Origin of the sequence: Streptomyces sp. NPDC032161 (assembly GCF_040636995.1) — a bacterium.
Classification (GTDB): Bacteria; Actinomycetota; Actinomycetes; order Streptomycetales; family Streptomycetaceae; genus Streptomyces.
In genome coordinates this window covers 257,125-280,155 of record NZ_JBEZVN010000004.1, presented here as the reverse complement: position 1 = coordinate 280,155, position 23,031 = coordinate 257,125, and the positions used below count along the sequence as shown (strand labels likewise).

The following is a 23,031-nucleotide window of genomic DNA, read 5'->3' as shown; positions in this document are numbered from 1 at the left end:
CCCGGATCCACCGGGAGATCGCGCTCAGGGACGGGGCACGTTGCGCAGGTTGGAGCGGGCCATCTGGACCATCCGGCCGACACCGCCGTCCAGCACGATCTTGCTGGCGGAGAGCGCGAATCCGGTCACCATCTCGGCGCTGATCTTCGGCGGGATGGAGAGCGCGTTGGGGTCGGTGACGACGTCGACGAGGGCCGGGCCCTTGTGCTTGAAGGCGTCCTTGAGGGCGCTCTCCAGCTGTTTGGGCTTCTCCACCCGCACTCCGTAGGCCCCGGCCGCGCGGGCGACGGCCGCGAAGTCGGGGTTCTTGTTGGAGGTGCCGAACGAGGGAAGACCGGCCACCAGCATCTCCAACTCGACCATGCTCAGTGACGAGTTGTTGAACAGGACCACCTTGACCGGCAGGTCGTACTGCACGAGCGTCAGGAAGTCGCCCATCAGCATGGTGAATCCGCCGTCGCCGGACATCGACACCACCTGCCGGTCCCGGTCGACGAACTGGGCCCCGATGGCCTGCGGGAGCGCGTTGGCCATCGAGCCGTGACTGAAGGAACCGATGACACGGCGCTTGCCGTTGGGCGAGAGATAGCGTGCGGCCCAGACGTTGCACATGCCGGTGTCGACGGTGAACACGGCGTCCTCGGCGGCCAGTTCGTCCAGCACCGAGGCGACGTACTCGGGGTGGATCGGGATGTGCTTCTCGACCTTGCGGGTGTACGCCTTGACCACGCCCTCCAGCGCGTCCGCGTGCTTCTTCAGCATCCGGTCGAGGAACTTGCGGTCGGTCTTGGGCTTCACCCTCGGGGTCAGACAGCGCAGCGTCTCGCGCACATCGCCCCAGATCGCCAGGTCCAGCTTGGAACGGCGGCCGAGGTGCTCAGGACGCACATCGACCTGGACGATCTTCACATCGTCGGGGAGGAACGCCTGGTACGGGAAGTCGGTGCCGAGCAGGATGAGGAGGTCGCACTCGTTGGTCGCCTCGTAGGCCGCGCCGTAGCCGAGCAGCCCGCTCATGCCGACGTCGTACGGGTTGTCGTACTGGATCCACTCCTTGCCCCGCAGTGCGTGCCCGACCGGGGCCTTCACCCGTTCGGCGAACTCCATCACCTCGGTGTGGGCACCCGCCGTTCCGCTGCCGCAGAACAACGTCACGCGTTTCGCCTCGTCGACCATCCGGCAGAGCTTCTCGATCTCCGCGTCCCCGGGCCGCACCGTCGGCCGCGTGGTGACCAGGGCGTGTTCCACCGTTCTGTCCGGAGCGGGCTGGGAGGCGATGTCGCCCGGCATCGTGACGACGCTGACCCCGCCCCGGCCGATCGCGTGCTGGATGGCCGTCTGGAGCAGCCGCGGCATCTGCCGGGGGTTGGAGATCATCTCGTTGTAGTGGCTGCACTCCCGGAACAGCAGGTCCGGGTGGGTCTCCTGGAAGTAGCCGAGCCCGATCTCGCCGGACGGGATGTGCGAGGCGAGGGCGAGGACGGGTGCCATGGAGCGGTGGGCGTCGTAGAGACCGTTGATGAGATGCAGATTGCCGGGGCCGCACGACCCGGCGCAGGCTGCCAGCGAACCGGTGACCTGGGCCTCGGCCCCGGCGGCGAACGCGGCGGTCTCCTCGTGCCGGACCTGGATCCAGTCGATGGCCGAGTTGCGCCGGACGGCGTCGACGACCGGGTTGAGACTGTCGCCGACGACACCGTACATACGCCTCACGCCCGCCCGGACGAGGATGTCGACGAACTGCTCCGACACGTTCTGCTTCGCCATGGATGCGTACCCTTTCCGCGCTTCGGCTTCCGGACTCCGCATCCATCAACCCATGGCGTGCGCGATTACGCCTCCCAGACGGCGGCGCCCGTACGGTCGTCGGAGTAGCCCGTCACCCTGAGCTGAGTGTCCGTGAGGAAGGCCGCGAGCCCCGGTGCCTCACCGCCGGTCCAGCGTTCGGCGAGTTCCCCGGCCAGTGCCGGTTCGTCGCGCAGCGGTACGGCGAGCCCGGGGCTGCACAGCAGCAGCATGTCACCCGACCGGGCTATCGAGGCCCGGAAGCGGAACGGCTCGGCAGGGCGGTCGCCACCGGCGACGGCGCCTCCCGGGCGGGACGACTCCCCGTTTGCGGAACCGGACTCCCCGGCCTTCCCCCCGCCCCCGCCGATCGCTCCGTTTCCGGTGTTCCCGGCGTTTCCGGTGTTCCCGGCGTTCTCGGTGTTCCCTCCGTCCGGGGCGTTCCCGACGGAGGGCCCGGCCCGGTGCGCAATCCCCGGTTCGAGGTCCTGCCAGACGCCGTCGCGCAGGCGGAAGAACCCACCGGCACCGATGCCGAAGAAGATCCTGGTACGGCAGTCGGGGTCGGCGGACAGCAGGAGGCAACGCAGCCCCGCCGAGTACTGTCCGGGTTCGAGCCCCAGCTCGGCGGCACGGGCGCGCAGCCTGCCGAACCCGCGGTCGGTGAGCCGCCGCAGACCGGATTTCAGCTCGCCGTGCCGTCCGGCCCTTATGTCCTCGGTCAGGCGCGGATGGCTGCGCCCGATCGCACCGCCGATCCAGCGACAGGCGTCGGCCGCGGCCAGGTGCGCCTGCTCGGAGGCACGGGCTCCGGTGGCGACGGCCACCAGGACGAGCGCCTCCCGGTCGGCGCCGAAGCGCGCGGTGAGCAGGGCGTCGCGCCGGTGCTCGCCCCGGGACCGCGCCGAGCCCCCGCGCACCGAGGCTGCACGCAAGGTGTAGGTGCCGTACCGGGCTCCGTCGAGCACCGTGTCGGCGGCGACGAGACCGTCCAGTTCCTGGGGGACGGTGACGGGCAGCGCGGTGGGCTCGGCGTCGTACGTGGGCGGCCGGTCGCCCACGTGGGTGCGCGCGGGACGCGGCACGGCAGGAGCGGGGGCCACGGGCGGTCCCGCGGACGACGGCGGGGCGGCGGGCGTCGACGGACCGGCGACCGCCACTGGTCCGGCGGACATCGACGAATCAGGCGCCACGGGTGGTGCGGCGGGTGTCGGCGCGGCGGGCACCACCGGCGGTCCGACGGGGGTCGACCGACCAGGGACCGCCACTGGTCCGGCAGGCATCGACCGGTCAGGGATCTTCGGTGGTCCGGTGGGCATCGGTGCGGCGGGGCCCGCCGGCGCGCCCATGGGCGTCGGGGCGGTGAAGTCGGCGAAGGTGCGGGGGCTGGGCGGGCCGGCCGGTGCGGCCCCGGGGGCCGGTGCGTTCTCCTCGGGCGGCTCCCAGGGGGCACGCGTCCGTAACGTCGTCCGGGACGGCTCCGGCTCGGACTCCGGCTCCGGGAGCGGCATCCCCGCGCTCCCCCCGTTCCCCGCCGGACCGACCGCCCTCGCCACCGAGTCGAAGCGGTCGTCGAGGGTGTCACCGGCGTCGCCCGCACCACCCGGGCCACTCGCGCCGCCGGCCCCGGTGTCCCTGTCGGTCTCGTCGTACAGCCTGTCCCACCAGTCGTCCCCGTCGGCGGGCCGCTCCCCCTGCTGGCTCATACCCCTGATTGTCCACCGCACGGGCCGCACGGAAACGGCGCATGACGAAAACGCGACGCGCCGCGCGCACGGCGCGTCCGTGCACCCCGGCCGTGCAAACCGGGTCCCCGGCCATGCGATCCGAGGTCCCCGTCGTGCGATCCGGGGTCCCCGGCCATGCAAAAGGTCCGCCGGACGGACCCACCCCCCACGGGAAAGCCGTCCGGCGGACCGGTCAGGTCGTGATCAACGCACGGCGTACGCGTCGCTCACGGTCTGGACGACGGAGTTGCCGTTGGCGTCCGTCAGTTCGGTCTTCAGCGTGACCGGCTTCCCGGCCGCGCCCGCGTGGTTCACGGTCGCGGTCCAGTGGCCGTCGCGCTGCGCGGTGGTGCCCTCGGTCCAGGTCTCGCCGCCGTCGTACGAGTACGAGACCTTGGCGGCGACCAGCTTGCCGGGCGTATAGCCCGCGTGGCCGATGACGCTCAGCCCGATCGTCCGGCCGTCCTCCGCCGGAAGGGTCTTCAGCCCGTCCGCGTCCAGGTCGTAGCTCGGGAAGAGCAGCGGAATGCCCTGGGAGTAGGCGTTCTCGTCCCGGTGGGAACGGAACTTCCAGACCGTCCGGGTCTGGGTGGACCGCTTCCACACGGCGGCGGGCTGCCCGAACTTCATGGTCTCCATGGTGAGTTCGTACGCGGCGTCCTCGGCCGGGACGGTGAACACCCCGGACGGCCAGGAGGACTGGCCGATCACCTTGCCGCCACTGGTGAGCTTCATGTTGCCGGTGTCGCCGAAGGAACCCTGGATGCCCATGTGCTCGGTGTCGCCCCAGAACGCGGGGGCCACGCCGATCAGGTTGTCCTGCCGCTCGGCGGCCAGCTGGAGCTTGCCGTCGGCGTCGCGCGGTGCGGTCGGGGCCAGGATGCCCCGGTACCAGTTCTGCGTGCCCTTCGAGCCCGCGGTGTAGGTGCGCGCCCGGTCGGCCATGGCCTCGCCCCAGGGGAAGCTGGAGGAGAGGTAGCGCGTCCAGGCGGTGTCGCCCGCCGAGTAGTACTCGGTGCGCTTACCGGGGACGGCGACGGTGTCGCTGGCAGCGGAGAACAGCCCGCCGTACGGCCGGCCCATGATCATCGTGTCCACGTAGTCCGCCGCGACGCCCATCGCCTCGTAGTTCGAGACGACCGTGCCGAGCTTCTTGTCCCGGACCCGGTAGGTGCGGTCCGAGGTGAGGGGACCGGTCTCGGGGAAGGCGAGGTTGTAGACGAACGGGCTGACCGCGGTGGCCTTCCAGCGCAGCGTCACCGGGCCCTCGGCCAGGGCGGACTTCAGCGCGGCGGCCTCCCCCGCCTCGATGCCGAGCGACGGCACCGGCGCCTGGCCGAAGCCGGCCGACGGCTGCCAGGGGCCCGCGGCCCGCCGGTGGACGACGACGGCCTTCGCACCCGCGGCCTTCGCGTCGCGCGCCTGGGTGTTCACGTACCCGTCGTCGCCGACCTCGACCAGCGCGATCTTCCCCTCGACGCCCGCGGCCCTCAGCTCGTCGGGGGTGCCCTTTCCGGCGTCGACGAGCGCGGCCTCGCCCGTGCCGTCGAGGTTGACGGAGCCGGTGCTCGCCACCCTCGGGTGCAGTGCGGCGCCGCCGACGACCGACAGCTTCTCGATCTGCGGGGCGTACGCGCGCCAGAAGCTGGAGAATTCGAAGTCGCCGTCGCGGGCCTTGCCCTGCACGTCCGCCAGGTAGTTCTCGACGCTGCCGGTACCGGTGATGGAGCCGGAGTGCAGCCAGGTGTCGTCCCACGAGCGGCCGAACGCGAGGGTCGTGGAGCGGTTCTCGGAGGCGCGGTCCGCGGTCTTCACCTGGAGCCGGTGGGCCTTGCGGGCGTCGAGCACCAGGGTGGTGTCCTTGGTGACGTCGAGCTGCGGACGGGCGAGGTAGCCGACGGACTCGGCCGTGCGGCCCGTGGCGTCCGCGGTGTCCGGCGTGATGACGAACCCGGAGACGAAGTACGCCCCGGGGCGCAGCCGGTAGACCTGGTCGGCGGCGCCGTCGTTGAAGCGGCGCTCGCCGCTGGAGGTGTCGGTGCCGATGACGTCCAGCGAGGAGGAGCCCGTGGCGGGCTTGCCGGCGCGGTCGATCAGCTTGACGCGCAGGGTGACGGTCTCCGGCTCCACGTACAGGGAGAACGGGGTGGAGACCTTCGCACCGCCGGGCCCGGTGGCCAGGACGCGTCCGGTGACGTCGCCGTACTGGGCGGCCTTCAGCTTCGCGGACGGGTCGATGCGCAGCGGGACCTTCACGGTGGCCCCGGCCGGGACGGTGACGGTCTTCGTGTCGAGCCCGGCGACCGGGGTGCGGACCGCGGAGCCGTCGTTGCCCGTGACGCCCTGGACCTGGAGCGACAGCTTCACCGGCTTGGTGCCGGAGTTGGTGTAGGGCAGGTCGACGGTGGTGCGGTCGTTCCTGTCCTGCGGCCAGTTGAAGGAGCCGGCCTGGACGGCGGCGGCGCCGACGACGGTGGTGTCGATCGCGGCCTTCACGTCGAGCCGGCCGGCGCCGGTCTCGCGCACGTCCCCGGGGATGCCGCTCTTCGCGGACGACACCAGGGCGGCCTTGATCTGCTGGGCGGTCCAGTCCGGGTGACGCTGCTTCACGATCGCGGCGGCGCCCGCCACGTGCGGGGTGGCCATCGACGTCCCGGACATCGACTGGTAGGCGTAGACGCCCCGGCCGCCCGCCGCCGCGGCGGAGATGGCGACGCCGGGGGCGGCGATCTCCGGCTTCAGGGTGTGCGCGCCGATCACGGGCCCGCGGCTGGAGAACTGGGCCGTGGTGTCGTCGCGGTCGACGGCGCCGACGGTCAGCACGCTCGGGGCGCAGCCGGGCGAGGAGACGGTGTTGAGCCTCGGGCCGGAGTTGCCCGCAGCGATCACGAACAGCGTGTCCTCGCTCCGGGCGAGCTTCTCGGCGGCGACGCTCATCGGGTCGGTGCAATCGGTCGGCTCCGGGCTGCCGAGGCTCATGGAGACGACGTCGGCCTTCTGGTCGACGGCCCACTGCATGCCGGCGATGATCCAGGACTCGGCGCCGGAGCCGCTGTCGTTGAGGACCTTGCCGTTGAGCAGTTCGGTGTCTGGGGCGACGCCCTTCTTCCGGCCGTCGCTCGCGGCGCCGGAGCCGCCGACGGTGGAGATGGTGTGGGTGCCGTGCCCCTGCCGGTCGTCGGCGGTGCTGGAGTCGGTGAAGTTCTCCGAGGCGGCGATCCGGCCCTTGAGGTCGGGGTGTTCCGCGTCGGCGCCGGTGTCCAGGACGGCGACCCTGGTGCCCTTGCCGGTGTATCCGGCGGCCCAGGCGAGGTCGGCGCCGATCTGCTTGGTGGACCGGTCGAGGGTGGCACGGACCTTGCGGTCGAGCCAGAGCTTCTTCAGACCGGTGGCCGAGCGGGAACGGGTGTCGGTGACGTCCGCCCAGAAGTCGGCGGCCTTCTTCTTGTCCGCCTTGAGCGCGACGCCGTCGATGGCGTCGAGCACGAGTCCGCGCTTCGCTCCGCGCGGGGTGGCGGGCGCGGTACGGGCCGCGGCGTCGCCGTAGACGGCGATCAGCGGCAGCGCGGAGGTGTGGGCGTCGTCGTAGCCCTGCCGGACGAGTCCGGTGACGTTGAAGAGTTCCTGGTCGACCTTGCCCGCGGCCAGCGCCCGGGCGGCGGTGTCGGGGTAGACGTAGAGGTCCTTGCCGGACTGTCTGGTCTGCAGGAGGGGCACGGAGCCGTCCTCGCGGGGCAGCGCGGTGACCGACGCGGCCCCGGAACTGTCCGTGCGCACCAGGACCTTGTCGCCGGTGACCAGGGTGACGGTGACCGGTTCGCCCGCCTTGGAGGTGGCGGGCGAACTGCCGGTCAGTGGTCTCTTCGCGCTCGCGTCGTCCTGCGGCGCTGCCGCGGACGGTGCGATCGCGGTGACGGCCAGGACGGCGGCGGTGGCCGCCCCCAGCGCCGTACGCGATATCGGACGCATCGCTCTCCCCAAGTAAAACCGGGTTGCCTCTGAACAAACAGCGGCATTCCGGAAGTTGTCGGTACTGCGGTGGCGCCACATTGGCAGAGCGCGGGGCGATGAAGGGATGATGTGCACGGCGGGTTTACGCCGTGGCCGCTTTCCGCCACGACCGGCGCCCGGAATCAGCGACGGCGTGCGGAATCAATGCGTCCGGGAGGGACCGAGGGATGTTGGGGGCCATAGGTCTCGACGAGATACAGGAGTCGGCGTACCGCGCGCTCGTGACCGTGGGGGCCGCCGAGGTCCCCGATCTGGCACACCGGCTCGCGCTCCCCGAGCCGGACACCGAACGGGCGCTGCGCAGGCTGGAGCAGCACGGTCTGGCCGCCCAGTCCTCGTCGCGCACCGGCCGTTGGGTGGCGGCGCCTCCGGCGGTGGCGCTGGGGGCCCTGCTGACGCAGCAGCGCCACGAGCTGGAGCAGGCGGAGCTGGCGGCGGCGCTGCTCGCCGAGGAGTACCGGGCGGAGGCCACCGATTCGGCCGTGCACGATCTGGTCGAGGTGGTGACGGGCGCGAGCGCGGTGGCGCACCGCTTCCATCAGTTGCAGCTGGGGGCCACCAGCGAGGTGTGCGCCCTGGTCACCGGGAAGCCGATCGCGGTGAGCGGGACGGAGAACGAGGCCGAGGAGCGGGCCGCCACGCGTGGGGTGTCGTTCCGGGTGGTGGTCGAGCGGGAGGTGCTCTCGTTGCCGTCCGGGATCACGGAGCTCTCGGCGGCGCTGGGCCGCGACGAGCAGTGCCGGGTCGTCGACCGGGTGCCCACCAAGCTGGTCGTCGCCGACGCGGCCCTGGCGATGGTGCCGCTGACCGGCCGGGGCGCGGAGCCCGCGGCGCTGGTCGTGCACGGCTCCGGGCTGCTGGAGTCGCTGATGGGACTGTTCGAGGCGGTGTGGCGGGAGGCGATGCCGCTCCGGTTCGGCGGGGGCGACCTGTTGGAGGAGGTCCCCACCGGACCCGACGCGACGGACCTGGAGATCCTGTCGCTGCTGCTGGCCGGGCTGACGGACGCGAGCGTGGCGAAGCAGCTGGACCTGGGGCTGCGGACCGTGCAGCGGCGGGTGAAGGGCCTGATGGAACTGACGGGGGTGTCGACCCGGCTCCAGCTGGGCTGGCACGCGTACGAGCGGGGCTGGGTGGCCCGGGAGCCCCGGGCCTGACCCGTCGGTGCCCGGGGTGCCCGGCGCCGTGGACGGGCGGGACCGGCCGGACTCCGTCAGGCTGGTCGAATGGGTGTGTGGCAACTCGTCGCCGTCGGCCTGGTCATGCTCCTGGGCCTGATCGGCGTGCTGGTGCCGGGGGTGCCCGGACAGGCGATCGTCTGGGCCGCGGTGCTGTGGTGGACGCTGACCGACAGGACGACGGCGGCCTGGTCCGTGCTCATGGGCGCCACCGCGCTGCTGCTGGTGGACCAGGCGCTGAAACCGCTGCTGCCGCCGCGCCGCCCGCACGAGTCGGGCGCCCCGCACAGGACGCTGGTGCTCGGCGGCGTCGGCGCGATCGTGGGCTTCTTCGTGGTCCCGGTGGTGGGCGCACTGGTGGGCTACGTGGGGACCGTCTACGGGGTGGAGCGGCTGCGGCTCGGCAGTCGTGGCGCGGGGTGGGCATCGGTCCGCTCGGTGATGCGGGCCACGGGCTGGTCCGTGCTCGTCGAACTCTTCGCGTGCCTGCTGGTGACGGGTGCCTGGCTCGGCGTGCTGCTCTGGGCGTGAGCCCGGCCGCCCCGGAGCGCGCCCGGGGCCCCGGGGCTCCCGGCCCCGCCCGTCGGCTCAGGTGACGCCGAGGAGCTCCAGATGCCGCGCCCCGTACGAACGCCACGGACGCCACCCCTCCGCCCCGGGCCCGCCACCAGGGTCCACGTCGGGGTCGCCGAGCGCCCGCATCCGGATGAGCCCTGCGGTCCCCGGACCGATCCCGGGCAGCCGGAGCAGCGCCCGCTCCGCCTCGTCGCGGTCCGCCCCGGCGTCGAGCCGTACGCCCCCGTCGGCGAGCGCGCCGGCCAGCGCCCGCAGTGCCGGATCCTCCACCGCTCCGGCCAGCGCGCCCGGCTCGGGAAACACATGGGTGAGCCCGCCGGAGGGAACGTCGAGGACCTTGCCGTACGCCTCCACCAGCCGCTCCGCCTCCGCCGCGCCCACCAGCGCCCGGACGGCGAACTCCTCCGGGTCCGCGGTCCCCGGGGAACGCAGCCCCGGAAGGGCGGCGACGTGCGCCGCGAGCCGCGGATCGGCGCCGAGCCGTTCGTCGACGGCGTACGGATCGGCGTCCAGGTCGAACAGCCTCCGCAGCCGCTGCACCGCCGTCGTCAGATCACGCAGGTCCGTGAGATGGATCCGGGCGTCCAGCCAGGGCCCCGCGGCCCGTTCGTCGACGGCTACGACGGCCGTGCCGTAGGGCAGGCGCAGGGTGCGCCGGTAGGTCCGGGCACCGCGCGTCCCGACGACCTCCTCGACGCGGCCGACCGCCTCGTCGGCCAGCAGGTCGAAGGTTTCGCGGGCCGCGTACGGCCCCCGGTGCGCGAGCCGCAACGGGATGCCGGTGGTGTGCGCCGCCCGCCCCGCCGCCCCGGACCCCGCCCCCGCCTCGGCCCGCAGCGCGCTCGGCGTGCGGGCGTAGATCCGCCGGATCGTTTCGTTGAACTGACGGACGCTGGCGAAGCCGGAAGCGAAGGCGATCTCCGTCACGGGCAGCCCGGTCGTCTGCAGCAGCACCCGCGCGGTGTGGGCGCGCTGGGCCCGGGCCAGCGCGACGGGTCCGGCGCCCAGTTCCGCGTTGAGCTGCCGCTGCACCTGGCGCGCGCTGTAGCCGAGCCGGTGCGCCAGACCGGGCACGCCCTCCCGGTCGACCACACCGTCCCCGATCAGCCGAACGGCGCGTCCCACGACGTCGGCGCGTACGTTCCACTCCGCCGAGCCGGGCACGGCGTCCGGGCGGCAGCGTCGGCACGCCCGGAAGCCGTGGCCCTGGGCGGCGGCCGCGGTGGGGAAGAAGCGGACGTTCTTCCGCTTGGGGGTGACGGCGGGGCAGCTCGGCCGGCAGTAGATGCCGGTCGTCTCGACGGCGAAGAAGAACTCCCCGTCGAACCGGGCGTCGCGGCTGCTCACCGCCTCGTACCTGGTCGTTTCGTCCATCACACCGTCCAGTGTGCGGCACCTGCCGGCACCGCACCGGCGGATTTCGGACATCGGACCCGGCGTCGCGACCCAGGCCCTGGCGTCAAACTGCCGCCTGCCGTGCGGCCTCCGCCGGACGGCGGCACTTCGACGACAGGGCCTACCGCGTCCTGCCGCGCTTCGCGTCCATGGCCGCCCTCCCTTCGGCCCCTCTGCGCTTCCATTCGCGCAGCATCTCCGACCGCACCCGGGCATCGGTCCTGGCGACGATGCGCCGGTTCTCGCGGAGCAGCTTGCGGAAGCTGTCGAGGCGCCGGTGGGACAGTGAGCCGTCCTCGACCGCGGCGAGCACCGCGCAGCCGGGCTCGGACCGGTGGGCGCAGTCGTGGAACCGGCAGTGCTCGGCCAGTTCCTCGATCTCGGAGAAGACCTGACCGACGCCGGTCTCCGCGTCCCAGAGCCCGACCCCGCGCAGCCCGGGGGTGTCGATGAGCACGCCCCCGAAGGGCAGCACCAGAAGGTTGCGGGTCGTGGTGGTGTGACGGCCCTTGCCGTCGACCTCGCGCGCGGCCCGCACCTCCATCACGTCGCGGCCGAGCAGAGTGTTGGCCAGGGTCGACTTGCCCGCGCCGGAGACCCCGAGCAGCACGCTCGTGCCACCCGACACGATCGCGGAGAACACGTCCAGTCCCTCGCCCGTGGCGGAGCTGACGGGAAGCACCTGCACACCGGGCGCGGCGGCCTCGACGTCCTGGACGAGGTGCGACAGCGTCGTGGCGTCCGGCACCAGATCGGCCTTGGTCAGCACCACGACCGGTTCGGCGGCACCGTCCGCGGCGTCCGCCCCGTCGCGGAGCAGCGCCGCCCCGTCGGTGCTGGACATGGCGAGCGCGAGGAAGCGCTCCACCCGTCCCAGGTCGAGTTCCGTGGCGAGCGAGACGCAGATGGCGATGTGGTCCACGTTGGTGGCGAGGACCTGTCCCTCGGAACGCTGCGACGTCGTCGAACGGACGAAGGCCGTACGCCGCGGCAGCAGCGCCCGTACGAACCGCGGATCCCCGTCGGGGTCGACGGCGGCCCAGTCACCGGTGCAGACGATGCGCATGGGATCACGCGGGACGACGAACGCGGTGTCGGCCCTCAGCGTCCCCCGCGGGGTGACGACGTCGCACTGCCCGCGGTCGACCCGCACCACGCGCCCGGGCAGCAGCCCCTGCGCGGCGTACGGGGCGAACGCGGCGGCCCAGCCGTCGTCCCAGCCGTATGCGGACAGCGGAGGCGCGGCGGACGCGTCCCGGAAGGAATCGGAAGAGAAGGAGGAGAAGGAGGAAGAACCAGAGAACTGGGAGGACAAGGGAAACCCTTCGAAGGGTGGCCCCGGCAACGCGCTCACAGGCGCGCGGTGTTGTCGAACGAAGAGGTCAGCCGGCGACCACGGGGGCGGGAACGATGCTTCTGCGGTGGGCAACGCCCATCTCGGCGACAGTCATCAATGTCCTCACCTCCTGGTTCACGCACGGGACCAACACCGACGGCAGTCCGCCGCCCGGCGACGCCGCACACGATAGCCCGCGACCACGAGGCGCCGTCAACACGTTTTCCCACCCCCGCCGCGTCCACTCGGAGCCATGACGCGGTCCTGACGGCATTCACCGGAGATATCCGGTGATATCCCTCGATCAGGTGATACACATACACATAGACCGCTCATCGGCCGTTATGGTGCCGAGCATGACCTCACCGCAGACGGCCACCGGAACCTTCACACAAGCCCAGTTGGGCACGATCTCGCTGATCGGGTGGAGCGGCGAACACCCCGACGGAGGCCCCGACGCCGCCTTCCTTCTCGTCTACTCGCTGGGCGACGGCGCGGAAGGCCCGGCCACCGGCGAGACCGCCATGCGCGCCTCCCTGGAGCGCAACGGACTGCCGGTGGGCACCGGCCCGGTGTACGCGGCCGAGACGCCGGGGCTTCCGGTCAAGCTGCTCGTCCAGGCCGGCCAGGCGGTCCTGACGCTCCCCCACTTCACCGCCCAGTACCCCGCCCCGGCCGAGTGGCTGACCGCCGCCGAGCAACGCGGCGAGGTGAACGTCATGTTCGCCACCCGCCCGTGGCCCCAGGGCGCTCCGGGACGACCGGTCGGCGAGGACCTGCTGCGGGCCTTCGCGGGGGACCCGAACGTCATCATGACCTCGGCCCACTGCGTCCTTCCGGTACGGAGCCTCGGCTGAATCACCCCCCGTACGCCAGATGCCCACCGCCCCCGTGGCGCGGTGGGCATCGTCACGAACGGAGCCCGGGCTCGGCCCCGGCTCCGCCTGCGCGACGCCGGACACGGAGTGCGGGCGGCCCCGGATCGTCTTCCCGTGACCACCCGCATCCGAGTGGGCGTCAGTCGTTGGCGACGCCGTTGCCGGAGAACACCGGGTTGTTGCTCAGGATGTGCGACAGCGGCTCGTCGCCCTTGGCCTCCGTCGAGTTCTCGGTGCACTGCTGGTTCTGCGACGAGGACAGCACGTTGACATCCTGGGCCGTGACCGGGATACCACCGATGAGCGAACCGGCATCGGCCTTGACCGGCACACCGAGGCAGAGCTTGTTCAGCGAGCCCTGGACGAGCTGTGTCTGCGGGCTGCCGTCGCCGAAGGTCGCGGCGTTGCCGAACACGTCCGTGGCGCCGTTGCCGTTGACCGACGTGGTGCCGTCGTCATTGCCGACCGCCATGGCCGCGGGGGCAACGGCGGCGGACAGGCCCATCAGGGACACGGCCACGACTGCGCCGGCCATCATCTTCTTCATCACGCTTCACCTTTCGGAGCGTCCCGTTGTGGAACGTATTGATCAACCCACTACGGGAGCGACAGTTCCGCATATCCACCCAAATGGGTTCGATCCTGCGCGGGTTCGACCCTCACAGCTCACCCGTCGACGGCTTCTCGGGGGTACGGGCGGCGGGAACGCGGCATCCCGCACGGGGCCGCGCCTGCCGCCCGGGCGGCACCGGCTGCGCTCCGCTGCGGGCCGCCCGCCATTCGGCGAGCAACCGGTCGTAGATGGGTGTGGCGTCCTGCGCGTGCCGCCGGCCGCCGTGGGGGCGTTGACTGTCGTACTGATCCATGTCCGGTCCTTACCCGATACACCGCGCGACGTCCGTCGGCGCTACGGCAACCGGCCCAGTGCGCCCGCTCGTTCGGGGGGTGGCGGGGCTCCGGACGCACGCCGTGGGGCCGACGCGCCCGGCTCGCCGGAGAACCGGCGGCCTGGATGCGTCGGCCCCACGGGTTTCGCACACTATGGACAGGCGCACTCGAAGCCGCACACGACGCCGTGCCCTACGCAGACGAGGCGTTCGGGGTCGGCGTCGGACGGCCGGAGCCCTGGTGTCCTAGTTGTTGCCGGCGCCGTTGCCGGACAGGATCGGGATGTTGCTCAGGAGGTGCGACAGCGCCTCGTCACCCTTGGCCTGCGTCGAGTTCTCCGTGCACTGCTGGTTCTGCGGCGAGGACAGCACGTTGATGTCCTGGACGGAGACCGGGACGACGCCGAGGAGCGAACCGACGTTGGCCTTGGCCGGCAGGGCGACGCAGGGCTTGTTGAGCGAGCCCTGGATGAGCGCGAACTGCGGGCTCCAGTCGCCGTGGGTGGCGGAGTTCCCGTACGACTGGACGGCACCGTTGCCGTTGACCGACGTCGTGCCGGTGTCGTTCCCGACGGCCATGGCCTGCGGGGCCATCGCGGCGGAGACGCCGGCGATGGAAGCGGCGACGGCCGCCGAGGCCATCATCTTCTTGATCATGAAAAAGCCCTTCTGGATATTCTTCTTGCTCGCCTGTCCGGAGCGCCCTGATCAACTCAAGGTGACGAGGATGGTTGTGGCGATTCACTCGAACGATTCTTCTCCGCACGCTTGTTCGCCGTGTTCATGGCGCGGAGGCGAACGGAATCCGCGAATGCGGGAATGCGGGAATGCGGACGGCCGTGCCGGATCAGCCACCGACCGGGAGGCCCCCGAGCAGCGGGGCCGCACCCTTGGCCGCACCGGCGGCCTGGTCGGTCAGCTTGGTGACGGTGCCCTGCTTGTGCATCTTCTCCGCAGCGCCCCCGACGGTGTCGACGAGCAGGTCGGTGGCCTGCAGCGCACTGGCCATCACCTGGTTGACGCCGCCGGTGAGGCTGAAGTCGAGGGGCGTGGCGTTGGTGACGGCGAAGGCAGGAGCAGCCGTTCCCAGAGCGACCACGGAACCGGCGACGAACGCAGCGGACTTCGCGTACTTCACTTTCGGGATTCCCTTCTGCAGCGGCGTCCCACCGGTCGCGCACACGCGATCGTTCCAGTCTCTTTGACTGTGGCTTCCACTGCTTTCCCTCTGGGTAACGAAGCGATCGCGACCGGGCAACTGGAGGGGACGCGATTTCTTGGCGGCACGTCGCGCCCACCGGAAACGGAAAGGAAAAGACCCCGGAACGCGACCGAATGCGTTCCTGGGCCTTTCCGCCACGGGCGTTCGCCGGTCGACCAGGGATCAGCCGCTGATGCAGAAGTTGTGGAAGGCGGGGTTGAGAATACCGATCCCATTGGCGGTGTTGCCGCAGACGTTGGCCGGAATGTGGATCGGGGCCTGGACGGCATCGCCCGAGACCAGGCCCGGGGAGAGGGCGGAACCGCCGGACGTACCGGCGTCGGCGAATGCGGGTGCGGCGGCGCCCATCGCCATCAGGGTTCCGGCTGCAATGGCGGCGACCTTGGTGTACTTCACTTCTGTCCCTTTCTTCGACGGAGTCCGATGCGGCCACGTCCTTCGTGCCGCACGAGTACGGCCCTGATCACTCGTGACTCCGCCGCTGCGATTCGTAACGATGCAGGACCGTGGGCGAAACTCTTGAAACGGAAGAATCTCGAGAATCGCCCGAAAGACTGAGCGCCGATGCGCTGCCGATTTATCGACAGCACGGGGCGCCGGTCGGGCCGTTCCGTACGCCATCCCGTCGGAGCGCCCCGGCGGGGCGGCGACAGGGCGGGCAGCAGCGGGCCCGGACCGCGCGGAGGAGGAACGCCGACGGCCCGGGCCTGTCACTGCGGTCGGCCGGATCAGCTGTTGCCGACGCCGTTCCCGGAGAACACCGGGATGTTGCTCAGGATGTGCGACAGCGGCTCGTCGCCCTTGGCCTGGGTGGAGTTCTCGGCGCACTGCTGGTTCTGCGGCGAGGACAGCACGTTGACATCCTGGGCCGTGACCGGGATACCGCCGATGAGCGAGCCGGGGTTGGCCTTCAGCGGCAGGCCGACGCACATCTTGTTCAGGCTGCCCTGGACCAGGTCGAACTGCGGGCTTCCGTCACCGTGGGTCACAGCGTTGCCGAACGACTGCGAGGCTCCGTTGCCATTGACCGAGGTCGTACCGCCGTCGTCACCGACCGCCATGGCCTGCGTCGCGCCCAGACCGAGGATGGAGGCGGCCACGGCGCCCGTGGCCAGAACCTTCTTGATCACGATTAACCCTTCTCGTAACGGATGCCCCGTACCGGAGCTTCCTGCCCAACTCACGAACGGTCTTTTGGTTCTCTCCATTCACCCGAACGCCGAAGCCGCACGGACAGCAGTACGAAAGTAAGCAAGGACTACCGCAGAAGCGTTTCACCGCCCCTGCATTCCTTCGGAGCCTCAACTTCCCTTTCCGTAGTCCGGGTTGAGCCGGAGCAATCACACGGCAACCCCGCCAAACGGGGACCCACTCATGTAATCCGTTCGAGTGGTCACAAAAATTCCACGAAATACGAGTTTCCTCGACATTTCCTCCTCGTTATGTGTGTCACCAGGCGTGCGGCCCTGGTGTGCGCCTGGTAGGAGGTGGATTCGTCGCGTGAAGAACCGTGAGGAACGCTGCGACGCGTTCTCGCCGATCCGCCGTGACCACCACCGAAAGGCCCACGCATTGAGGTCGTACGGGGTGTCGTCCCCGGCGAATACCGCACCGCCTGATGAACGAGCCGCGAGCCCCCGCGCTCGCGCGACGTGTCCTAAGAAAGGGCAATCAATGCGAAAAGCCTTGAGTAAAAGCGTGCTCGTGATGGCGGCGGCGTCAGGCATCCTGACCGCCACCGGCGGGTACGCGTTCGCGGACGCCTCCGCCGGGGCCACCGCCGTCGACTCACCGGGCATCGGCTCGGGCAACGCCGTGCAGGCGCCGGTACACGCTCCCGTCAACCTCTGCGGCAACACGGTCGATGTGATCGGCCTGCTGAACCCGGCATTCGGCAACGAGTGCGGGAACCAGGGCGGTCAGGGAAGCGGCACGGGCGCCCAGGGCGCGAGCGCCGAGGGCGTCGCGGCCGAATCCGCCGGTGTGCTGTCCGGCAACCTCGTCGAGGTTCCGGTGGACGTTCCGGTCACCGTGTGCGGCAACACGGTCGATGTCGTCGGCGCGCTCAACCCCGCGGTCGGCAACGAGTGCGGTAACGAGTCGGGGAACGCGGCGCCGTCGCCCGTGGACCCGCCCAAGCCTCCGGTCGACCCGCCGCACAAGCCCCCGGTCGACCCGCCGCACAAGCCCCCGGTCGACCCGCCGCACAAGCCGCCGGTCGTCCACGACCACCATCATCACAACTGTCCTCCGGGACACCACCACTGGCCGCACAAGCCGGACCACCACAAGCCGCACTGGCAGCACGAGTCGAACCATCACAAGCCGCACTGGCAGCACGAGTCGAACCATCACAAGCCGCACTGGCAGCACGAGTCGAACCATCACAAGCCGCACTGGCAGCACGAGTCGGACCACCACAAGCCGCACTGGCAGCACCACCACAAGCCGCAGCTGGCACACACCGGTTCTGACACCAACCTGGGCCTGGCCGGCGGTGCGAGCGCCGCGATGGTGCTCGGTGGCGCCCTGCTGGTGCGCCGCACCCGCGCCTCGAAGGGCTGACGCGCACAACCGACTGCCGACAGGCAGGTGACGGACGGGTCCGTCGGTGCAGCCGGGGCTGCGCCGGCGGACCTTTTGCATGCCCGTCGCCACGGAACATCGGATGTCTGATGCCTTGGTAGCGTGGGGCCCTGGCCCGACGAGCGGGAGGGCCGAGAGGCAGAGGGTCGAGAGGTGGGGATTCCACGCATGTCCGGCGCGAGGTCCGGTCGGCGGTCGCTCCGGCAGGAAGTCGTCGAGGGCATCAAGCGTCACATCCTTGAGGAGCGGCTGCGCCCCGGGGATCCGCTGCCTCCCGAGCCGGCCCTGTGCGAGGCGCTCGGCGCCAGCCGTTCCAGCGTCCGCGAGGCGGTCAAGATCCTCGACGCGCTGGACATCGTGGAGGTGCGGCACGGACACGGCACCTATGTGGGCAGGCTGAGCCTGTCCGCCCTCGTGGAGAGCCTGGCGTTCCGCGGGCTGCTCTCCCCCGGCGACGACTTCCGGGTGCTGGCCGACCTGGTCGACGTGCGGGAGCTCTTCGAGCGCGGAATGGCCGAACGGATCGTGGCGCTGCTCTCCGACGACCAACTCGACGCGCTGGACGGTCTGGTGGCCACCATGCGAGCGACCGGCGCGCAGGAGGGACACGGCTTCGTCGAGGCGGACCGGGCGTTCCACGCCCTGCTCGTGGCGCCGCTGGGCAACGAACTGGTCGGCCAGCTCTCGATGGCCTTCTGGGACGTGTACGCGATCGTCGCACCGCATCTGGACGGCTTCACCCACGCCGACGAGACGGCCACGATCGCCTCGCACCAGAGCATCGTGGACGCCGCGCGGGCCGAGGACGTACCCGGCTTCGCACAGGCGCTGAGCGAGCACTACGCGCCGGTCAGACGCCGGATCTCCGAGGCGCGCGCCCGGCACGACCGGGAGCGGGACGACCGGTCCCGGGGCCGCCGGGACGGGGACGGCCCGGCCCGGCGCTGAACCGTCGGTACGACAGCCGTGCGGACACGGCGCACGGCCGCGTTCCGGGTGCGACGATGGGGTGAGTCGAACCTGTCGGGGCGTCAACATGCGGGAGCACGGGTGGCAGTGACGGATTCACGCATCGGGGCGAACTTACGCATCGGAGTGGTCGGAGGCAGCATCGCCGGCTGCGCCATGGCGATCGCCGCAGCCCGGGCCGGGGCGGACGTCACCGTCCACGAGAGAAGCGGCGGCGCGCTGCAGGACCGGGGGTTCGGCATCGTCGTCCCGCCGTCGCTGCACCGGGAGCTGGTGACGGACGGCTATCTGGGCACGGACATGCCGACCGCGCCGGTGGCCGATCGCGTGTGGATCACCCGGGCGCCGGGAGGGCGGTCCTCGCGCGAGCTGGCCCGGCAGCAGGCCGCGGTGACGGCGTGCAACTGGGGACTGTTGTGGCGGGCGTTGCACGCGCAGGTCGGTGAGGGCACGTACCACCGGGGAGTGCCCGTCGTGTCCGTCGGGCGGTCCGCCTCCGGCCGCGCCCTGGTCCGCACCGGCGACGGGCAGCGGGAGTACGACGTCGTGGTCGGCGCGGACGGGCACCGTTCCGTCACCCGCGCGCTGATCGCGCCCGACGTACGGCCCGTGCCCGCCGGATATCTGGTGTGGCGGGGCACGATCCCGCTGACCGCGTTGCGCGACCATCCGAAGCCGCTGGAACTGCTGCGGACCGCCTGGGTCACGCTGGGGTTCCCGGGCGGGCACGGCGTCTTCTACCTGATCCCGGGGGCCGCCCCGGAAACGCTGTTGCTGGCCTACGCGATCTACGGCTCTCCCCCGCGGTCGGCGGCGCCGTCGGTCCCCGTCTCCACCGCGTACGTGCGGAGCATCGCGGAGGAGCACTTCCCGGCGGAGTGGGCCGACATCGTCGCCCGGGGCGAGCACGCCGCCCAGGCACTCCATCCGGTCGCCGACTTCGTCGTGCCCCGGGCCGCCGTACCGCCGTTCCTGCTGGCGGGCGACGCGGCGAGCGTCACCCGGCCGCACACCGCCAGCGGTGCGGTCAAGGCGCTGCGGGACGCGCTGTGCCTGGAACGGGCCTTGCGCGGATCCGCCTCGGCCGCCGAGGCGCTGTGCCGGTACGCCGACGAGCGGGGCGCCGAGGGAGCCCGTCTGGTGGAGCTGGGCCGCAGGCTGGGGCGCGAGCTGGTGGAGCACACGCCCGACTGGGCGGGCATGGGGCCCGCCGACGTGGAGGCGTGGAGCCGTGCCGCGTTGAACGGCACCACGAGCTATCTGTACGGCCGCATGCGTCGGCCCTGACGGCGGCCGGTCGCGACACGATCTTCCGTTCCTCGAACGGCACTTGACCGGTCGCCGGAGCTTCTGCCTATGGTGAGCGAGACATAGGACATCTTACGTCTCATGTCTTCTCGTTCCCGTGCGGCCGAACCGGGCCACGGGTCGACGCCTCGACCGAGTGGGAGTCACCGCCATGTCCCTGACCACACCGTTGCGGGGCGTCGTCCCGCCGGTCTGCACTCCGCTCGACTCCCGGGGGGAGGTCGACACCGCGTCCCTCGCCCGGCTCGTCGAGCATCTCGTCGACGGCGGGGTGCACGGGGTGTTCGCGCTCGGTTCCACGGGCGAGGTCGCGTACCTCACCGACCAGCAGCGGGCCACGACGCTGCGGACGGTGGTCGAGGCGGTCGCGGGCCGGGTCCCGGTGCTGGCGGGCGTCATCGACACGACCACGGCACGCGTGATCGACCAGGCCGGGACCGCCGCCGGACTCGGTGCGGACGCCCTGGTCGCCACCGCGCCCTTTTACACCCGGACCCATCCAGAGGAGATCGCCGGCCACTTCCGGCGGCTGCGCGCGGCGGTCGACCTGCCATTGTTCGCGTACGACATCCCTGTCGCGGTGCACAGCAAGCTGCCCGTCGCCCTGGTACGCGAACTGGCCGAGGACGGCACCCTCGCCGGGCTCAAGGACAGCAGCGGCGACGAGGGCGCACTGCGCCGGCTGCTCGTCGGGCTGGGCGGACGGGACGGCCGCGAGAAGGGCCCGGCGCCGCGGTTCAGTGTACTCACCGGTTCCGAACTCACCGTCGACGCGGCCCTGTTGGCCGGTGCGGACGGCGTCGTACCGGGCATCGGCAATGTCGATCCGGCCGGGTACGTCCGGCTGTACGACGCCGCGCGGGCCGGGAACTGGGCGCTCGCCGCGAAGGAGCAGGAGCGGCTCGTGGAGCTGTTCGCCATGGTCGATGCCGGTCCCGAGGCGGAGATGGGCCGCAGCTCGTCGGCGCTCGGCTCGTTCAAGGCGGCGCTCAGTCTGCTGGGCGTCATCGAGTGCGCCGGAACCGCGTTCCCCCAGATCCCGCTGAATGCCGGGTCCGTCGCCCTGGTCGCCCGGCGTCTGCGTGCCGCCGGGCTGACCCCGGTCCGTTGAGCACCGCCTCCCGTTCGGCGCGGCGGTGACGCCGGGGATTGCGGGACGGCCCGTGGGGCGGCGAGGCGGGTGGACACGGTGGATCGCGCGGCACCCTGCCGCTCGTCCCCGCGGTGGTGGACCTGGTCGCGCCGGTCCCGGTGCTCGCCGCGGGCGGCATCGCCGACGGGCGCGGGGTGGCCGCCGCGCTGACGCTCGGGGCGACGGGTGCCCTGGTGGGCACCCGTTTCCAGGTCGGTTCCGAGGCCCTGGTGCCCCCGCCGGTCGCCCGCGCCCTCGTCGAGGCCCGGGGCGGCGACTCGGAACGGAGCAGGGTGCTGGACATCGCCCGCGACGCCGGGTGGCCCCACCCCTGCACCGCCCGCACCCCGCGCAACGCGTTCCTGGAACGGTGGCGCGGCCGTGAGGAGGAGCTGAGCCGGGACACCACCCTCCGTCAGGCGTTCCGTGACGCGGTCGCGCGCGGCGATCCCGACGCCGTTCCGGTCCGGGAGGGTGAGGGACTGGACCTCGTCACCGCCGTCGAGCCGGCCGCCGACATCGTCGCCGACCTCGTGTCGGGGGCCGAGCGCGCCCGCGCCTCGGCATGCGCGGGCCTGTCCCCCGAGCTCCGGAGCGGTGCCTAGCCCAGGGACAGCGGCGTGCCGACGGCCCCGGCGCGCACACGACTCGCTGAGCCCCCGTGTGTCAGGGCCGGACGCGTTCGAAGACCGCGGCGAGGCCCTGGCCGCCGCCGATGCACATCGTCTCCAGGCCGTAGCGGACCTCACGGCGGTGCATCTCGCGGGTCAGGGTGGCGAGGATGCGGGCGCCGGTCGCACCGACCGGATGGCCGAGCGAGATGCCGGAGCCGTTGACGTTGACGCGCTGCTCGTGATCGGTCTCGCCGAGCCCCAGTTCGTGGGTGCAGGCGAGCACCTGGGCGGCGAACGCCTCGTTGATCTCGATCAGGTCGAGGTCGTCGAGCGTCAGCCCGGCGCGGTCGAGGGCGGCGCGGGTCGCGGGGACGGGACCCAGGCCCATGGTCGCGGCGGGCACCCCGGCGCGGGCGAAGGAGACGAGCCGGACCAGCGGGTTCAGACCGAGCCGTTCGGCGGTGGCGGCACTGGTCACCAGGCAGGCGGCGGCCGCGTCGTTCTGGCCGCTGGCGTTGCCCGCGGTCACGGTCGCGTCGGGGTCGGACGCGGCCATGACCGGGCGCAGCGCGGCGAGTTGTTCGGCGGTGGTGTCGGGGCGGGGGTGCTCGTCGGCGGTGACGACCGTCTCGCCCTTGCGGGTCCGTACGGTCACGGGGACGATCTCGGCGTCGTACCGTCCCTCCGCCGCCGCCCGGGCGGCCCGCTGCTGCGAGCGCAGGGCGAGGGCGTCCTGGTCGGCGCGGCCGATGCCGTAGGCGCGGCGCAGGTTCTCGGCGGTCTCGATCATGCCGCCCGGTACGGGATGGTGAAGGCCGCCCGCGGTGACCCTGCCCCGGGCCAGCGCGTCGTGGAGCTGGAGGCCGGGGCCCTTGATGCCCCAGCGGCCCTCGTGCGTGTAGTAGGGGGCGGCGCTCATCACGTCGACGCCGCCCGCGACGACGACCTCGCTGAAGCCGGCCCGGATCTGCATGGCCGCGTCGAGGACTGCCTGGAGCCCGGAGCCGCAACGGCGGTCGATCTGGATGCCGGTGACGGTCTCGGGCAGTCCGGCGTCGAGAGCGACGACCCGGCCGATGGCGGGGGCCTCGGCGGAGGGGTAGGCGTGCCCCAGGATCACCTCGTCGACCGCCCCGGGGTCGATGCCGGTGCGGGCGACGACCTCCGTGACGACGCGTGCGGCGAGGGCCGCCGGGGTCTGCCGGGCGAACGCTCCGCCGAAGCGGCCGATGGGAGTGCGCAGCGGTTCGCAGATGACGACGTCGGGCAGCTGGTCGGGCACGGCGTGACCTTTCGGTGGTGAGGTCGTGCGGCCGGGTGGGCGGGCGCCTTTCCCGACGGGCGGGTCCCTGGGTCCTGGATCACCGGACGGTAGTCCCGACGCGACTCTAATTTCGCGGGCAACGGTGATCAATAGCCCCTGGCCC

At 71.8% G+C, this 23,031-nt stretch carries 20 protein-coding genes; 8 read left to right on the top strand and 12 right to left on the bottom strand.

The annotated features are described in order from the left end of the window. Positions 1–24: 24 nt before the first annotated feature. The 3 genes from AB0E67_RS13545 to AB0E67_RS13535 form a co-directional block, all read right to left on the bottom strand. Entirely contained in the window at positions 25–1,767 is a 1,743-nt protein-coding gene (locus AB0E67_RS13545) for a pyruvate dehydrogenase (protein WP_362025204.1), read from the bottom strand. Between the two features lie 65 nt (positions 1,768–1,832). Next, positions 1,833–3,491 (bottom strand): protein phosphatase 2C domain-containing protein, encoded by a 1,659-nt coding sequence (locus tag AB0E67_RS13540; RefSeq protein WP_362025201.1) that lies wholly within the window; start codon positions 3,489–3,491, stop codon positions 1,833–1,835. A 225-nt stretch (positions 3,492–3,716) separates the two neighbouring features. Continuing rightward, a complete protein-coding gene (locus AB0E67_RS13535) occupies positions 3,717–7,481 on the bottom strand; it encodes a S8 family serine peptidase (RefSeq protein ID WP_362025198.1) in 3,765 nt (1,254 codons plus the stop codon). Between the two features lie 209 nt (positions 7,482–7,690). Between AB0E67_RS13535 and AB0E67_RS13530 the strand changes: the two genes are divergently transcribed. Then, positions 7,691–8,680 carry a helix-turn-helix domain-containing protein gene (locus AB0E67_RS13530; RefSeq protein WP_362025196.1) on the top strand — a complete coding sequence of 330 codons (990 nt, stop codon included), beginning with the start codon at positions 7,691–7,693 and terminating at the stop codon, positions 8,678–8,680. 69 nt (positions 8,681–8,749) lie between these two features. Then, a complete protein-coding gene (locus tag AB0E67_RS13525) occupies positions 8,750–9,232 on the top strand; it encodes a DUF456 domain-containing protein (RefSeq protein WP_362025193.1) in 483 nt (160 codons plus the stop codon). A gap of 57 nt (positions 9,233–9,289) precedes the next feature. On the opposite strand, the gene AB0E67_RS13520 is transcribed toward AB0E67_RS13525, so the two are convergent. After that, positions 9,290–10,651: an AlkA N-terminal domain-containing protein gene (locus tag AB0E67_RS13520; protein WP_362025554.1), complete on the bottom strand. Its 1,362-nt coding sequence runs from the start codon at positions 10,649–10,651 to the stop codon at positions 9,290–9,292. A gap of 142 nt (positions 10,652–10,793) precedes the next feature. Further along, entirely contained in the window at positions 10,794–11,906 is a 1,113-nt protein-coding gene (gene rsgA / locus AB0E67_RS13515; RefSeq protein WP_362025551.1) for a ribosome small subunit-dependent GTPase A, read from the bottom strand. A 458-nt stretch (positions 11,907–12,364) separates the two neighbouring features. On the opposite strand from rsgA, the gene AB0E67_RS13510 reads away from it, so the two are divergent. Further along, a complete protein-coding gene (locus AB0E67_RS13510; RefSeq protein WP_362025191.1) occupies positions 12,365–12,865 on the top strand; it encodes a DUF5949 family protein in 501 nt (166 codons plus the stop codon). 160 nt (positions 12,866–13,025) lie between these two features. Here the strand turns inward: AB0E67_RS13510 and AB0E67_RS13505 are convergent, their stop codons facing one another. From AB0E67_RS13505 to AB0E67_RS13480, 6 genes are all read right to left on the bottom strand, one after another. Then, positions 13,026–13,433: a rodlin gene (locus tag AB0E67_RS13505; RefSeq protein ID WP_362025188.1), complete on the bottom strand. Its 408-nt coding sequence runs from the start codon at positions 13,431–13,433 to the stop codon at positions 13,026–13,028. Positions 13,434–13,545: 112 nt separating this feature from the next. After that, positions 13,546–13,752, bottom strand: a complete 207-nt coding sequence (locus AB0E67_RS13500) for a hypothetical protein (protein WP_362025185.1) — start codon at positions 13,750–13,752, stop codon at positions 13,546–13,548. Between the two features lie 267 nt (positions 13,753–14,019). Then, positions 14,020–14,430 (bottom strand): rodlin, encoded by a 411-nt coding sequence (locus AB0E67_RS13495; protein WP_362025183.1) that lies wholly within the window; start codon positions 14,428–14,430, stop codon positions 14,020–14,022. Between the two features lie 190 nt (positions 14,431–14,620). Then, positions 14,621–14,911 (bottom strand): hypothetical protein, encoded by a 291-nt coding sequence (locus tag AB0E67_RS13490; protein WP_362025180.1) that lies wholly within the window; start codon positions 14,909–14,911, stop codon positions 14,621–14,623. Between the two features lie 246 nt (positions 14,912–15,157). Beyond that, the gene (locus tag AB0E67_RS13485) at positions 15,158–15,391 is read right to left on the bottom strand and encodes a chaplin (RefSeq protein WP_362025178.1); all 234 of its coding nucleotides are present in this window, start codon (positions 15,389–15,391) and stop codon (positions 15,158–15,160) included. Between the two features lie 332 nt (positions 15,392–15,723). Further along, positions 15,724–16,125: a rodlin gene (locus tag AB0E67_RS13480; RefSeq protein ID WP_362025175.1), complete on the bottom strand. Its 402-nt coding sequence runs from the start codon at positions 16,123–16,125 to the stop codon at positions 15,724–15,726. 556 nt (positions 16,126–16,681) lie between these two features. On the opposite strand from AB0E67_RS13480, the gene AB0E67_RS13475 reads away from it, so the two are divergent. From AB0E67_RS13475 to AB0E67_RS13455, 5 genes are all read left to right on the top strand, one after another. Next, on the top strand, positions 16,682–17,560 hold the full coding sequence (locus tag AB0E67_RS13475) for a chaplin (protein WP_362025172.1): 879 nt from the start codon (positions 16,682–16,684) through the stop codon (positions 17,558–17,560). A gap of 189 nt (positions 17,561–17,749) precedes the next feature. Continuing rightward, positions 17,750–18,529, top strand: coding sequence for an FCD domain-containing protein (locus AB0E67_RS13470; protein ID WP_362025170.1), 780 nt, complete (start codon positions 17,750–17,752; stop codon positions 18,527–18,529). Between the two features lie 108 nt (positions 18,530–18,637). Beyond that, positions 18,638–19,837 (top strand): FAD-dependent monooxygenase, encoded by a 1,200-nt coding sequence (locus AB0E67_RS13465; protein WP_362025167.1) that lies wholly within the window; start codon positions 18,638–18,640, stop codon positions 19,835–19,837. A gap of 172 nt (positions 19,838–20,009) precedes the next feature. After that, positions 20,010–20,969, top strand: coding sequence for a dihydrodipicolinate synthase family protein (locus AB0E67_RS13460; RefSeq protein WP_362025164.1), 960 nt, complete (start codon positions 20,010–20,012; stop codon positions 20,967–20,969). 38 nt (positions 20,970–21,007) lie between these two features. Continuing rightward, complete coding sequence (locus tag AB0E67_RS13455) at positions 21,008–21,595, top strand: nitronate monooxygenase (protein WP_362025161.1); 588 nt, start codon at positions 21,008–21,010, stop codon at positions 21,593–21,595. A 61-nt stretch (positions 21,596–21,656) separates the two neighbouring features. Here AB0E67_RS13455 and AB0E67_RS13450 read toward each other — a convergent pair whose 3' ends face one another. Next, positions 21,657–22,886, bottom strand: coding sequence for an acetyl-CoA C-acetyltransferase (locus tag AB0E67_RS13450; protein WP_362025158.1), 1,230 nt, complete (start codon positions 22,884–22,886; stop codon positions 21,657–21,659). Between the last annotated feature and the right edge of the window lie 145 nt (positions 22,887–23,031).